Genomic DNA, 14,597 nt, shown 5'->3' with positions numbered 1-14,597 from the left:
TTAGAAACAAAAGTTAAGCAACTAGAAGAGAATGCCAGAGAGCTAGAAAAAGCCAAAATAAGTTTAGAGCTACAGCTAGAAAGAAAGGTTTATGAGTTAAATTCCTTAAACTCCAATTCACGTCAATTAGAAACAAAAGTTAAGCAACTAGAAGAGAATGCCAGAGAGCTAGAAAAAGCCAAAATAAGTTTAGAGCTACAGCTTAAGGACGAGAGAAATAAAGTTGCACTTCTTGAGGAAAAAATTAAGATTTTGGAAATTGAAAATGGGGATGAGGAAATTAATCTGCTGCTTGCAAAAATAGATCAACTAAAGGAGATAATAAAAAGACTTCGAGATGGTCATCATGATGAAATAAATTTATTAAAATATTATAATAATTTAGTTTATTTCGTTCAAACATCTTTAGGAACTTCAGATATAGAGGAATTAGATGATTGGGGAAAAACAGAAGAGTTTTACATAGAACTTATCAGTAGACTTTGTTTTATCGATACGATACTCGTAACTAAAATTAGATCCTTGGAATATAAATTACATCCCGTTTATAAGGAATATATTGCTGTGGGTTTAGCTGATAGGTTTAGCTATCCCGGTAAATTTTTGTTTTGGAGTAATGGCGAAATGTGGTCGGAACTAAGTTATTTCTTCAATAGTAAGTTGTAATTAAGAGTTTATAAATCTAACCGATGAGTTCCAACGATCGCAAAACCAAACTAGAATATGGGGATTTTCAGACACCGCTGGAATTAGCCGAGATGGTGTGTCGGAAATTGATAGAACTTGATGTTAACCCCAAAGTCATCATTGAGCCAACTTGCGGGATAGGTAATTTCATTAAAGCTGCTGCAAATTCGTTTCCATCTGCCAGCAAGATTATCGGGGTTGAAATCAATCAAAGTTATTTAAGAGAATTAATAGCTAAGCATGAATTGTTAGAGGATGAAAGATGTGAGGTTAAGCACGGAGATTTTTTTGAGTTTGACTGGACATCATTAATCAACCAATTTAATCATAGCGTGCTGGTACTTGGCAACTTTCCTTGGGTAACCAACTCACAACAAGGAACTATTGGCAGTGAAAACTTGCCGAAAAAAAGTAATTTTCAAAAGCACACTGGCTTAGATGCACTCACAGGTAAGAGTAACTTCGATATCTCAGAATGGATGTTGATCCAGACGGTGCAATGGCTGCAAAATCGCAATGCGGATCTGGCAATGCTTTGCAAAACTTCTACTGCTAGAAAGTTATTGAGTTACATTAATTCAAAAAAACTGAATCTCGCTAGCTGTGCAACTTACACAATAGATGCTAAAAAGTATTTTGGTGCAAATGTGGATGCCTGTTTGTTATACTGCAAGTTTGACTTAAGTTCACAAAACTACTTCTGCGATGTATTTAGCAGTTTAGAAAGTTCAGATTCTCACCGAATCGGATATCACAACAATCTCCTGGTTAAAGATATAGATTCTTTCAATAATTTGAGTAATTTATATGCTGTAAATTCAGGAACGAAATGGCGATCGGGCGTCAAGCATGACTGCTCGAATGTGATGGAGTTTCGGAAAATTGATAATTTGTTTGTCAATGGATTTGGGGAATCTGTCGAGCTTGAGGAAACTTATCTATTTCCGCTACTTAAAGGATCGGATGTTGCTCAAAATCGCATTAATGCTACAGATCGATATATCTTAGTTACTCAAAAATTTATCGGTGAATCAACCGAAAATATCAAAACTATAGCCCCTAAAACCGGACGTTATCTAGAGAAGTGCGGGCAATATCTAGATAATCGCAAAAGCAAAATTTACCAAAATAACCCTCGCTTTTCGATTTTTGGAGTAGGCGATTATAGCTTCCAACCTTGGAAAATTGCGATTTGCGGGCTTTATAAAAAATTGGATTTTAGGTTAATCGGTGAAATAGCTAATAAACCTGCAATTTTCGATGATACTGTTTACTTTCTCAGCTTTGACAGCGAGAGAGTTGCACGTCAAACTTTTGAGCTTTTGAATTCACCGACGGCAATTAACTTTTATTCAGCACTCGTATTTTGGGATGAAAAGCGCCCGATTAAATCCAGCATTTTAAATTGTCTGAATCTAGCAAGGCTGGCAGAGTTGGAATTTGTAACCGCTGATGCACGCAGATAAACGCAGATGGATAGAGATATAATTTCTATTATCGGTAATTCTGAAAACCTATGACTCAAGCTTTACCCAAACTCGTAAACTTCGAGGAATTTGTGGAGTGGCTGCCTGAAAACTCGGCGGTACGCTACGAACTGCATAATGGAGATATTGTTGAGATGGCACAACCAGTAGGCGAACATGAGGAAGTTAAAGGCTTTCTTACAATCAAAGTTTCCGTTGCAATCGATCGTCTGGGATTGCCCTACAGTATCCCCAACCAAGTGATAGTTAGACCTCCTGAAAAAGATTCTGGTTATTTCCCCGATGTGTTGGTGCTGAATCGCGCAAATTTGGCACAAGAAACTTTGTGGCAAAAACAATCTATCCTCAGTTTTGGTGCATCGATACCGTTGGTAATTGAGGTTGTGTCAAGTAATTGGCGCGATGATTACTATTTGAAATATGCTGATTATGAGGAGATGGGTATCCCTGAATATTGGATTGTGGATTATGCTGCGTTGGGTGGACGCAATTTTATTGGCAATCCCAAACAACCGACAATTTCTGTGTGTAACTTGGTTGATGGTGAATATCAAGTCCTCAAGTTTCGAGAGAACGATCGCATTGTGTCGCAAACTTTTCCTGATTTGAACCTCACAGCAAATCAGATTTTTCAAGCTGGTTTAGTGTAAGCGGATCTCTCGTAAATTTGGATTTTTTAACCGCTGATGCACGCAGATAAACGCAGATGAGTACACAGGAATTACTTATCAAAAGCAAAGAAACCGGGTTTTTGATTTCGCAAAGAACCCGGTTTCTGACTACTCGTGCCTCAGCCTTATAAACGTAAAATATCGTTTATAAGGCTGAATGATTAAACGGCAGAGAAGACGGAGGACACAGAGTCAATCGATTTTAGATTTTAGATTTTAGATTTTAGATTTTCGATTGACTTGCGCGAGATAAATGCGGGGGCTTGAGGATTTTCGATTTTCGATTGTGGATTGATTCCACGGATAAATCCGGGGGCTTGTACCCTCAAGAAATTCGTAGTCAGAGATTGAGAGAGATGAATAATTTCGATGCCAATGGATTTGAGATCGGAACATTTTTCATAGCAATCCGCGATAGCGAATAAACACCAAAAGCACCGCCCACGATCCTAATGCGACTTTGACTGCAACCAGGATATTAAGCAAGGGGAGAATGCCACCGCTGAAAAGTGTGCCTAACTCTCCGTGGGGTAACTCATATCCTGACAGAGTGATAACGGACAATACAATGAAAACAAGTACCGAAACCTTCTCCAAAGTCGCGGCGTGCCACTGCTTGTAGATTTCTTGCATCCACTGCGGTGATGAGGTAATCGCCACCAAGCCGATCGCAGTTCCCCCCGCTACACCCGCTGCAAAACCACCGCCTGGACTTAAATGGCCGCGAATTGCTAGTTCGACACCCACCAACGCGGCAATCGTCGCTCCCAATCGCGCCAAAATAATCGATGGTTGATCGGTAAACTGATATATGGCGCAGGACGGCTGTTCATTGGCTAGCATAAAACTTGCACCCAAGATGGCGATCGTAAATACTACGACTTCAAAGATCGTGTCGTACAGCCGATTTCGCAAAATGATACCGGAAACCGCATTGGATACTCCACTATCTTGAACAACCAATTCGACGATCGAACTTTGCTGCGATAACTCCATTGTGGGATTGGCGATTAGCAGCATTTTGATAAACAGCGCTATCCCGGATAAAAAGTAAACCCACTTCATCAATGCTTGTCCTCTGCGTCAGGTGTATTTACATAGGTTAGGGTTGTCCCCGGTGATGAAAGTTCGGTTTGCATGATGTCGTAGACACGCCGAACTCTGGTTGCGGTGTTATAAAGTTGCGCTTCGCCGCTGTGTTCCAATTGGCTTTGTGGCGCACAAGCTGCATGAACTTCTTTTTCCCTCAGCGCCCGCTGCAATGCCTGTGCACTCGCATAGGGAACGAGTTCCAGGCGCATATGGCGTTTCTCAAAAACTGTGCGGATGTCATCTATCAGTTGCTTAAAATCACCTGCGGTTTTGTCGTTTGGTATAGCCTCGCCCTCTGTCCCCTCTTCGATTACACCCAGACGCAGCACGAAGGATGAACGCACCGTCACTGCATAAAGTGTAATCGCGAGTAGAGTACCCATCAAGGCTTCGGTCAAGCCCACATCTCCCGCCCCTAGAATTGTATACACCAAGGCGGCGATCGCTCCCAATACCCCCCGCAGCAGCAATGCGTGGTATGGATTGACCTGAAATACCACCATACCAGCAGCTAAGGGTAGCAGAGCGACGAGGACATAAATGTAGCTATTATCGTTCATAGTTAGTCCCTGTTTTGGAACAATAGGCCAACACATATCCCAGCATTGTGTTCCAGGTTGCTAAGCAAATGATCGCCAGAATCAGCAGGGGCCATTTACTGGGTATTTGCAGCAGCAATCCGACGACTATCGCGATCGAACCCAGCGTATCTGCTACCGAAAGACTGTGCAGTTTATATAAAACCGATCGCTTCCCAAGTAGGTAAGAAGTACCCCAAAACCAGAAAAAAATCCCTATACCGATGCAGGTATAGCTCAATACATCTATTACGATCATGCTTCACTGATACGTTTGATTATTTGTGCCAACAACATCAAGCCAGCATTACCCACACTGAGGATAATCGCCGCCACCACACCGATCATCCAATCATCGCGCCAGACGGATATGACGAGAGCGATGATTGCCGCCTTGGTCGAAATACTGGCAAACGCCAACATTGTCTGCCAGATATCATGATCTTTCCATACCTCATACATGGGTATGAGCAGAGCCAAAATCATCGCAATTAGAATCAAGTTGTTCAAGTTGTTCAATTGTGTGTACTCCTGATTTTTCTTACTTAATATTGGGGCGGGCTCGCGTCCCCAACCCCTTACACCCCACAAGAAACTCTTGAGAATAGTGCAACTTAATAGACCTCTGCCATCATTGTGGAACAGGGTTCCTGCCTGTTCTTGACGGGCTGTTTCGCGGGTCGGGGCGGGTTTATTTAACCTGTCTGCAATCTTTAAAGCTATTGGTGAACCCGCCCCTACAGATTCTTGAGAATTATCCAATATCGAGCGTGTAAATAAACTCGGATATGTCAGAAAATGTAAAGTATCGTAACCCCTGCGATAGAGCACTTTTACTAACTGCGGACATACTTACCTATTTTATCGCCGTTCTACTTATTTATTTCTCCCTTCTCTGCCTTCTCTGAGTTCTCTGCGGTTAAATAATTCCGAAAAAACTTCAGCTAATTACTCGAAGTCCGCCGCACTCGGTGTACTTCGTAAAAACCCTCTTCGTGATATTTCACAACAATCGTCTTGGGAGTAAAAGTGATCACGAAGACATCTAGGAATATCAGCAAGGGCGATCGATGGTTTGGCACTTTTTCCATGATCACATCTTCGTGTCTGTGGGGACGGAAGATGAGTTCAAAAGCTTCTATATAAGCTATCGGAATCGCCATGAAGATTTTACCAAACACCCCCAACCATTCCCTCAAAGGTTCCGGGGGTGTGTAGCTGCGCGGCAACAGGAAAGCAATGATGATGCCGATCGCAATATTTGCCAAACTAAAATCGGCAGTAAGTAGAAACCAGATCGTCAGTCTTAATATTAGCTGTCCAATCATTGTGGTAATGCCATCCAGAATAGTAGGAGCGAAATCAAGCTCATAAAACCGACCAAATGATCGAATTGTTCAAGCATACGTGGCAGTTTGATTGCCGTGCGTTGAAAAATTAGAAAATAGGCTAACCAACCAACACCGATGATGGCTATCGCCTTAAGCATATTTTCCAGCGTATAAGCCTGAACATCAAAAGCATTGGCTGCAATCAGCCCACCTAGCAACAGCAACACTGCAGGCCAAAAACCGGGTTTTGATTTTGCTTCTCCACCACGGGGCAGAAAGATGAATTTAGCAAATAGGATAGCAGTTCCTACTGCTGCCACATTCATGGCGATCGCATAAGGGGGTGTCAAATTCTTCAAAGTCAACATCTTTGCCCCAAAGCCAACCAAAAAAGGAAAGCCTGAGATCGAAAGGCTACCCACGACTAAGGCAATCCAGAGCTTAGTATTAATCTGCTTTTGTCGCAATACCTTAAAGTCGCGGCTGGGTAAAGAGCCCGCAATCAGGAATAGCGCCGATTTGACCAAGCCGTGGGCGAGGGCATAAAAGCCTGCCGCTTCCGGGGCTACGAGAATCCAACCTAACTGCGAAACCGTGCTGAACGCCAGCAGCCGCTTGGTATCCTTTTCAAAGAGGCCATAGAAGACGCCCATCAACGCCGCCCCCACTCCGAAAATTTGGACGATGGGTGCCACCTCCTCCACCATCAGCGCGCACCGCACGAGGGGATATACCCCCGCTTTAACCACAATCCCTGACAGCAAAGCCGACACTGGCGTTTCTGATTCCGAGTGAGTTAGCGGTAGCCATAGCCCCGATACAAACACACCTCCCTTAACCAAGAGTGCCATAAAGATCAGAGCTGTCGCCTCTGGGGGCGCTGCACCCAAGCCGGCAAAACTAAACGAATTACTTGCCTTATAAACCAGCACGGCACCGACTAGATAAAACAGCATTGCCGTGTTGCTAATAAATAGATAGCGCAAAGCTACCCAAATCGAGCGATCGGTGCGAGGATAGGCAATCAAGAGAAACGCCGCAATCCCGCTGACCTCTAACCCCACATATAAACTGATAAAGTCACTAGAGGCAAAGGCCGCATTCAGGCTGCCGTGTACCATCAGAATTTGTGCATAAAAAAATGCCGTCTTCTCTGTGGGCCAACAGTAGATAATCACCGCTGCCGTGACTAAGGCATTGGTTAAGATGAAATAGCCGCTCAAGCGATCGACTAACAACGTGACACTGAAATTATCCAGTAACTGCAGCGTCACCGCTGACGGCATAGCAAAAAGCTGGAACGCATAGGCAGCGGACGCGAGCGCTCCGAATATTGCCAGATACTTGGCAAACTTCGGAATCAAATAAATACTAAACCCGACAAAAAACGGGAGTCCAATCCAGGCTAGCGTCAGGGTATTCATGGGGTATTATTCATCTCGATTTCGTTACTTTCTAATGTCGGATTATCTCGTGCCAGCTTCATCACACTTACCAGCATTAAAGCCTGAATCGAAAAGCCGATCACGATCGCCGTTAAGATCACCGCCTGGGGAACCGGATCGGCGTAAGCGACAACATTTTTCCCCTTTGAAATAATTGGTGTCAGCAAGCCTTCTCGCGATGCCACCACCACGTAATAGGCGATAACCCCTGTACTCATGACATCCATACAGACGATTTTCATGAGCAGGTTCTTTTTAAAGATGATACCAAAAAATCCGCAAAATACTGTTGCCAATACCAATGCTTCTAACATGGAAATTGCGTGTTGGATAAGGGGTTTTTGTTATTATATTTGAATTGGCGTATATTATTTCTAATGGGACTTAGAAATTTTCTATCCCCTAAACTAGCTGAAACGCACTCTAGGTAAGGGAAAGAGTTTTCGGCTCCGTCAATCGATTTTAGATTTTAGATTTTAGATTTTAGATTTACTTGCGCGAGATAAATGCGGGGGCAATAAGTGATTTTCGATTTTCGATTTGGGATTGATTTGCGCGAGATAAATCACGTGGCGGGTACCACATGAAGAAATTTTTGGTCAGATCCCAAACCCTTGCCAGTTCTGGACTGTACCCAATTCAACCTCAAACCCTTTACCTGTCGCTGTTTGCAGCCATTTTGGACGTGACTTTTGTCTAAGTCTCGTTAGCGAATCTGTGGCCGACAACGAAGTCCGATCGTCCATCAAACCCGGTTTCAGAGCACTCGTGCGTCCAAGAGTGTTCAATTTCACTGGAGCGAACCTCACTAAGTTCAATCATTCCGCAAAGCTGCGATCGGATCTAAGCGAGCCGCATTCCGAGCCGGTAACACTCCAGCCAATAAGCCTACAGTAAAGGATAGCCCAAAACCAGCCGCGATCGACCATACAGAAACCACAAACGGAAATTTGAATGCTGTCGAGGCCCCAAAGGCGATCGCAACTCCCAACCCAATACCCGCCGTTCCCCCCACCGTGGAAACTAAAATAGATTCCGCCATAAATTGAATGAGAATTGCTGCATTAGTAGCGCCTACGGCTTTGCGAATCCCGATTTCCTTAGTCCGTTCCACAACAGACACCAACATAATATTAGCAATACCGATGCCGCCAACCACCAAAGAAATTCCGGCGATCGAACCCACCATCACCGTAAATAAACCTATCACATTGCTGAAAGTATTAACTATCTCAGCTTGATTTACAACTCTAAAATCATCCGGTTGTGGCGGATAAATATTGTGGCGCAAGCGCATGATATTTTCCACTTGAAATTGAGCATCCGCCAAATCCGCTTCGTCGGCAGTTTCCAACCAAAAACCCGATATTGCAATCCCCGCTAAAGAATTTCTCCCCACAATCCGCGAAGACATATTTTTGAGGGGAATATACACTCGATCGTCCTGATCGGTTCCCCCTACAGACCCCTTGCTTTCCATCACTCCAATGACCTTGTAGCGGTTTCCCTGAATGCGAATATCAGAGGATAGCGCATTAACTCCGGCTCCAAAAAGTTCGTCCCGCACCTTAGAACCGAGGACAACTACTGGCTCAGCAGCATTCAATTCATCCTCGTTAAAAAACCGTCCTTCTTGGGGTTGAATGTTCTTCACATCTGGATAGTTTAAATCCGTTCCCAAAATCGAAGTAAATGAATTTTGTCCGCCATAAACGACTTGCACTTGGCGCTGCAAATAAGCCGAAATCGCCTTAACAGCAGGAGCTTGTTTGCCGATCGCCCTAGCGTCATCCCAAGTCAGGGTAGTAGCAGAACCGCTTCCCTGACTGACACCGCCCGATCGCGAAGCGCCGGATAAAACCAACAGCACATTTGTACCCAAAGCCTTTAACTGTTCTTCAGTTGATTTTTGTACTCCCTGTCCCACCGAAGTAATAGCAATTACCGAAGATATCCCAATAATTACCCCCAGCATAGTTAAACTGGTACGCAACTTATTATTCCACAGCGCCTCTGTCGCCATCAACGCGATTTGAACATTAGAGATTTTGTTGGTGCGGGGGCGAGTCTGTAATTTCATGTTATTAGTTATTAGTTATTTGTTATTTGGTGGCAACTTCTAAGGATTCTGCCTAAATTGGCCCCTAATTTATCACCTGACGATGCAACCGGAAACCATATGATTTATGGCACAAACCGCCGGGGATTGAAACCCCCGTCTCATAGTTAAAGTCGGTTGAAACCGACTGAAAATTCGTCTGATGATGCAGCCGGAAACGATATGATTTGTGGCACGATCCGCCGGGGGTTGAAACCCCCGTCTCATAGCTAAAGTCGGTTGAAACCGACTGAAAATTCGTCTAAAACCGATCTACATCAACTAACTCTTCAGTCCTCTTTCAGAGGACTTTCGCTATGAGACAGGGATTTCAATCCCTGGCGGACTCTGCGACGAACTAGCGGACTCTGCGACGAACCAACTAGCCCCTACTGCGCGGACTGACTACTAACGCAAGCGCCTTCCCCCACCCGGTTGCAAACCTGGAATTCCACCCGACGATGGATTTTGGGATCGAGGCCGCAATCCGGGGGGTAAACTAAGCAGCACTTTTTCATTTCCTTTCAAACCCGATCGCACTTCCGTCTTGTCATCCACCGTCATACCAGTCTTAATCGGCATAAAAGCAGGTTTACCATCTTCTCCACCGGGAACATAAACCCCCGTTTCCCTTTGTTGGCGGACAATTGCCGCAGTCGGAACTACCAAAACATTTTTGAGTTCACCAGCCTTAAACTCAACATTCACATTCATGCCCGATCGCAGCATTTGTTTATCATCATTAATAATTGCCGCTTTTACCTCAAAACTTGTCACATTTTGCTGCACGATCGACTGAGGCGAAATTTGAGTGATTTTACCTGCAAAAGTCTTTCCCGCAAAAGCATCGGCTTGAATAGACGCAGCCTGGCCGATCTGAATCTGAGCAATATTAGTTTCTGCTACGTTTGCTACTAATTGATTTTTTGAAGCTAAGGACAAAATCGAAGAAGAAGTCGCCGAAGAAACCGCACTACCTGCCGTCGTGGGAGTCACAAAAGCGCCCGGATCTGCGTACTTGCGGGTGACAGTGCCGGTGAAAGGAGCCCGTAGCACAGTGTCGTCGATCAGCGCTTGAACGCTTTGCAGGCTGCCTCTAGCGGCGAGAACTTGGGCGCGGGCTTGGGCGATGTCTTCGGGGCGGGAACCAGCTTCTAGCAGGGCCAAAGCTTGCTGTTTTTGCTCGACGGCGGCTTGCCCCGCAGCGATGTCTTCCGGGCGTGCGCCCGATCGCGCTAGGGCCCAAGCTTGCCGTTTTTGCTCCACAGCGGCCCGCCCCGCAGCGATGTCTTCCGGGCGTGAGCCCGATCGGGCTAGGGTCAAAGCTTGCCGTTTTTGCTCGACAGCAGCCCGCGCTGAAGCGATTTCTTCGGGGCGAGCACCCGCTTGCAGCAAAGCTACAGCTTGTTCGGCTTGTCTGACTTGCGTTTGAGCTCGATCGCGCGCGGTGCGGGAGTTGTTGACAATTTGCAAAGCAATGGCTCCGGCATTGTAGAGTTCCTGATTTCTCTGAAAGTCTTCCTCTGCTTGGTTTTTGGCGTATTCGGCATCTCTGAGTTGGGCGACTGCTTGGGCGATGTCTTCAGGGCGATTGCCCTTAAGCAATTTTTGTAAATTTGCCTGTTGTTCAGCTAACGCTGCCTCAGCTACGGCAATATCCTGGCTTCGATTGCCGTTGAGCAATTTTTCCAGACTTGCTTGTTGTTCAGCTAACGCTGCCTCAGCTACGGCAATATCCTGGCTTCGATTGCCGTTGAGCAATTTTTCCAGACTTGCTTGTTGTTCTGCTAACACTGCCTTAGCCACGGCAATGTCCTGGGTTCGAGTGCCGTTGACCAATTTTTCCAGGTTTGCTTCTGCGGCTGCGAGTTGTCCGCGAGTTTGGGTAAGTTGCCCCTGAAGGTTGGAGTCGTCCATGTAGGCGAGAATCTGCCCTTGTTCAACCCTATCTCCTTCCTTGACAAGCAAACTTTTGAGCATTCCTGAAGTTTTGGGGCTGACGTTAACGGAACGTTCGGGTACAATTGTGCCGTTTGCCGAAATTGTAATCGGCAGGTTCACCCTTTCGACAGCAACGGTTTTTTCCTGGCGTCTGGTTTCGCTGCTGGATTTGACTGTGAGTTGGCTGTAAGCTGTGTAGCCGACTCCTGCCAGCAGGGAAGCGGCGAGGAGTCCGCTAAGCCAGGGAGTCAGCTCTTTTTTTATCTGAAAGTGCTTTACTAAGTACATATAAATTAGACCTGATGGGTCTGTCTTGAATTTAGACCGATCGGGAACACAAAAGGTTCAATTGAAGTCTCACTAGGTTTTTTCGGTTGTAGCGCAGGTATCTTCGGATAATAAGGAATGAGAATTAAATAACTTCCACTCTTGAAAGTGGGATGGGCTCTTATAGCCCGTCTTTTTTGGACGGGCTATAAGAGCCCATCCCACAATAACAATTAAAATTGTAAGTTATTTAATTCGCGATCCTTAGTTCCGCTCGATCCAGATGTGAAGCAGTGGTGTGAGGCTCAAGACTCACAGTATAAAACTTTAATTAATAACGTTTTACGCCAATATATAGAGAATAATAAAACTCAGCACTCAGCATAACCCTACGTTGCAAAGGAATTAGATTGATCGCGAACGGTCTACTGAAACCTTGTGGCTAAACCTATTTTTATCTGAAGAATATATCCTAATATATCCTACGTGTTGTAGTGATTTTACCTGCCAGCCATCAACACCTGTTCAGCAGTCAGTTTTAAATCTGGGAAAGTTAGAGAGACGATGGTCTGATTGCCCCGAATCTGCTGAATTTGATATTCCCCATTCACTAAAGTGCAGATAGAGAGGGTGGGTTGTTTGGGCTTCCCAATGTGTTGAGTACCACCTAATCCTGCGTAGTCTGCAATCCAATATTCAGGAATACCTAAAACTGCGTAGTCTTCGACCTTACGGGAATAATCATTTTGCCAGTTGCTACTAACAACTTCTGCCACAAATTTAATCGAACTACCCAGTGTCAGGATCGACTCGTCAGACCAAAACAGTTCTTTGGTAAGTTCATCTCGATCGACAACTGCAACATCAGGTCGAAATGCTGTCATACCAATATTTGAAGGGCGCAATAGTCCCCGCTGAAGGACAAACCAAGGTAAGCCTGTTCCATCGATCTGGACACAGATTTTTGTGGTAATGAAGGCTGCAACCTCCTCATGAGGGCCTGTTGCTTCCAAGTCGAATACTTCTCCATCGATCAGTTCATAGCGGTTATCGCCACCATAACGGGCGATAAACTCGTCAAAGCTGAGTGGCTTCTGTTGTATTGGTTGGTCGATCGCAATGGTCATAGCTCAACTTAGCCCAATCAATTCTTTTAGTATATCAGACATCTCCTAAAAAGCCTGTTTTGAACAGGCATCCTGCCTGTTCCACAAGAATTATGGGAGATGTCTATCAGATTGAATACGCGATGTGTGACGGATCAAACCGTTACCGATGCCCCATTACCCTATGCCCTATGCCCTATGCCCCATTTTCATCTCTTACGCCCCAACGCGAAACATTCATTTTACATTCCTAGAAATAGCGATCGCATCGATCGAACTTTTGAAAAGTTCGATCGCCAATTTCCTACTTAACAAACAGCCACTACACCCAACTCTGTAATCGCCGCCTCCGGGCCCACCAAAGAAATATACGGTTCTACAAAATATTTCTTAGCAGCATCCCGCGCTTGTGAAGCTGTCACCTGTGCAATTTCTTCTTGAAACTGCTGGTCAAATTTAATTCCCAATCCCAAAATTTCGTACCAACCTAAAACTTGGGCAATTTGCGAATTAGTTTGTTTTCCTAAAGCATATTGACCGAGCATTTTATTCTTGCAAGCTTGCAATTCTTCCTCGCTTAGTTCGATGTTGGCGAGTCGATCGACTTCTGCGCGCAATCCTTCAAAAGCCGTAGTTGTATTTTCCGGCGCCGTACCCATGTACACGACAAACTGAGCCGTGTCCAAGCGCGTCGCGTACAGCGCAGAAACGTCGTAAGCCAAGCCCCGCTTTTCCCGCAATTCCACAAACAATCGGCTCGACAAACCGTTACCCAAATAAGTATTCAGCAATTTAATCGCTGCGTAGTCGGGATTTTTGACAGAGGGTGCGAGGTAGCCCAGCATAATCACTGATTGCTGCGTATCTTGCGCGGTAACGACCGATTGAGGGGAGGGTGACAGGGGGGGGACGCTTAAAGTTGGCAGGGGTGTTAAAGGCGCTTTCCAGTCCCCAAAAGTTCGATCGATCAGGGCGATCGCATCTTCTGTCGAGATTCGGCCGGCTACAGAAATCACTACATTATCGGGACGGAAATAGGTTTTGTGGAACTGTTCGAGCTCGTTTCTGGTGAGCTTTGACATAGTAGCTTCCGTGCCCAAGGGAGAGAAAGCATAGGGGTGTTCTTGGTACATCGCGTGCCGCAATTGCTCGAAGGCGATCGCAAATGGCTGTTCTTGTTGCGATCGAATTGCTGATATGGCAATGCGGCGTTCGAGTTCGACTTCAGCTTCCGGGAAAGTGGGCGATCTCGTCAATTGCGCCGCCAACTCCAAAATCTCCTCAAAATCTGCAGAAACCGTCTTCAAACTCACTAAAAAATAGTCTGTAGTAGAGTCGGCACTCAACCTCGCTCCCACCGATTCTACACGCTCGGCAATTTCCAGCGAAGACAGTCGATCGGTTCCCTTAGTCATTACCGCCGACAGCAAGTGACACAATCCTGCTTGTTCCGGCTGCACGTAGCGACTGCCGGCCCGCAGGAATATCCTAGCTGCAATAATATCTGCTGCTGGATTTTCTGCTGCTAAGACAACAATACCGTTGTCTAAAACCGTGCGCTGGATTTCATTTTTCATGGTTAATTTAGTTGGGAACTTGTACTGAGAGTAGCTGAAGTATTGGTAATTGAAAATGGGTAAGGGGTAATTGGTAATGGGTAATTGGTAATTACTTGATTGCCATTTTTCTATTTTCCATTTGCATCTTGTATGATGTCATACCGGGCAGGGCCTGACGCACAACATCTAAATGTAACAACATCTATCCTGTAAGGTGTGCCACAAGCACAAAGAACCCTGGACAAACGCCGAACCTCTATCCCCTAGGGTGCGCCACAAGCACAAAGAACCCCGGACAAATGCCGAACATCTCTCCGGTACTAAAAATATATGTA

14 protein-coding genes are annotated in these 14,597 nt (G+C 45.3%); 3 read left to right on the top strand and 11 right to left on the bottom strand.

Annotated elements, in window-relative coordinates:
* The 3 genes from QUA88_RS06080 to QUA88_RS06070 all read left to right on the top strand — a co-directional run.
* Positions 1 to 666: hypothetical protein (locus tag QUA88_RS06080; protein WP_333270803.1), on the top strand; the 666-nt coding region annotated here is incomplete at its 5' end.
* Between the two features lie 23 nt (positions 667 to 689).
* Positions 690 to 2,153: a class I SAM-dependent methyltransferase gene (locus QUA88_RS06075; protein WP_333270799.1), complete on the top strand. Its 1,464-nt coding sequence runs from the start codon at positions 690 to 692 to the stop codon at positions 2,151 to 2,153.
* 50 nt (positions 2,154 to 2,203) lie between these two features.
* Positions 2,204 to 2,824 (top strand): Uma2 family endonuclease, encoded by a 621-nt coding sequence (locus QUA88_RS06070; protein WP_333052100.1) that lies wholly within the window; start codon positions 2,204 to 2,206, stop codon positions 2,822 to 2,824.
* A gap of 420 nt (positions 2,825 to 3,244) precedes the next feature.
* Here the strand turns inward: QUA88_RS06070 and QUA88_RS06065 are convergent, their stop codons facing one another.
* The 11 genes from QUA88_RS06065 to QUA88_RS06015 all read right to left on the bottom strand — a co-directional run bounded on the left by QUA88_RS06065 (position 3,245) and on the right by QUA88_RS06015 (position 14,280).
* Positions 3,245 to 3,910: a Na(+)/H(+) antiporter subunit B gene (locus QUA88_RS06065; protein ID WP_333052098.1), complete on the bottom strand. Its 666-nt coding sequence runs from the start codon at positions 3,908 to 3,910 to the stop codon at positions 3,245 to 3,247.
* On the bottom strand, positions 3,910 to 4,497 hold the full coding sequence (locus QUA88_RS06060) for a DUF4040 domain-containing protein (protein WP_333052097.1): 588 nt from the start codon (positions 4,495 to 4,497) through the stop codon (positions 3,910 to 3,912). Before QUA88_RS06060 ends, QUA88_RS06065 begins: the two co-directional genes overlap by 1 nt.
* Positions 4,487 to 4,774: a monovalent cation/H(+) antiporter subunit G gene (locus QUA88_RS06055; RefSeq protein WP_333052095.1), complete on the bottom strand. Its 288-nt coding sequence runs from the start codon at positions 4,772 to 4,774 to the stop codon at positions 4,487 to 4,489. The genes QUA88_RS06060 and QUA88_RS06055 overlap by 11 nt, the downstream gene beginning before the upstream one ends.
* Complete coding sequence (locus tag QUA88_RS06050; protein WP_333052300.1) at positions 4,771 to 5,001, bottom strand: hypothetical protein; 231 nt, start codon at positions 4,999 to 5,001, stop codon at positions 4,771 to 4,773. Before QUA88_RS06050 ends, QUA88_RS06055 begins: the two co-directional genes overlap by 4 nt.
* Positions 5,002 to 5,459: 458 nt before the next feature.
* Positions 5,460 to 5,843, bottom strand: a complete 384-nt coding sequence (locus QUA88_RS06045; protein WP_333052092.1) for a Na+/H+ antiporter subunit E — start codon at positions 5,841 to 5,843, stop codon at positions 5,460 to 5,462.
* On the bottom strand, positions 5,840 to 7,270 hold the full coding sequence (locus QUA88_RS06040) for a cation:proton antiporter (protein ID WP_333052089.1): 1,431 nt from the start codon (positions 7,268 to 7,270) through the stop codon (positions 5,840 to 5,842). Before QUA88_RS06040 ends, QUA88_RS06045 begins: the two co-directional genes overlap by 4 nt.
* Entirely contained in the window at positions 7,267 to 7,605 is a 339-nt protein-coding gene (locus tag QUA88_RS06035; RefSeq protein ID WP_333052085.1) for an NADH-quinone oxidoreductase subunit K, read from the bottom strand. The genes QUA88_RS06040 and QUA88_RS06035 overlap by 4 nt, the downstream gene beginning before the upstream one ends.
* Positions 7,606 to 8,105: 500 nt before the next feature.
* Positions 8,106 to 9,371 (bottom strand): ABC transporter permease, encoded by a 1,266-nt coding sequence (locus QUA88_RS06030; RefSeq protein WP_333052082.1) that lies wholly within the window; start codon positions 9,369 to 9,371, stop codon positions 8,106 to 8,108.
* Between the two features lie 426 nt (positions 9,372 to 9,797).
* Positions 9,798 to 11,618, bottom strand: a complete 1,821-nt coding sequence (locus QUA88_RS06025; RefSeq protein WP_333270794.1) for an efflux RND transporter periplasmic adaptor subunit — start codon at positions 11,616 to 11,618, stop codon at positions 9,798 to 9,800.
* 479 nt (positions 11,619 to 12,097) lie between these two features.
* Positions 12,098 to 12,724 carry a Uma2 family endonuclease gene (locus QUA88_RS06020; protein WP_333052076.1) on the bottom strand — a complete coding sequence of 209 codons (627 nt, stop codon included), beginning with the start codon at positions 12,722 to 12,724 and terminating at the stop codon, positions 12,098 to 12,100.
* Between the two features lie 287 nt (positions 12,725 to 13,011).
* A complete protein-coding gene (locus QUA88_RS06015; protein ID WP_333270790.1) occupies positions 13,012 to 14,280 on the bottom strand; it encodes a pitrilysin family protein in 1,269 nt (422 codons plus the stop codon).
* Positions 14,281 to 14,597: the final 317 nt, after the last annotated feature.

The sequence above is a fragment of the Microcoleus sp. D3_18_C2 genome (genome assembly GCF_036702395.1).
GTDB lineage: Bacteria > Cyanobacteriota > Cyanobacteriia > Cyanobacteriales > Microcoleaceae > Microcoleus.
Note: the sequence above shows the minus strand (reverse complement) of the source record. Positions and strands in the feature narration are given on the sequence as shown.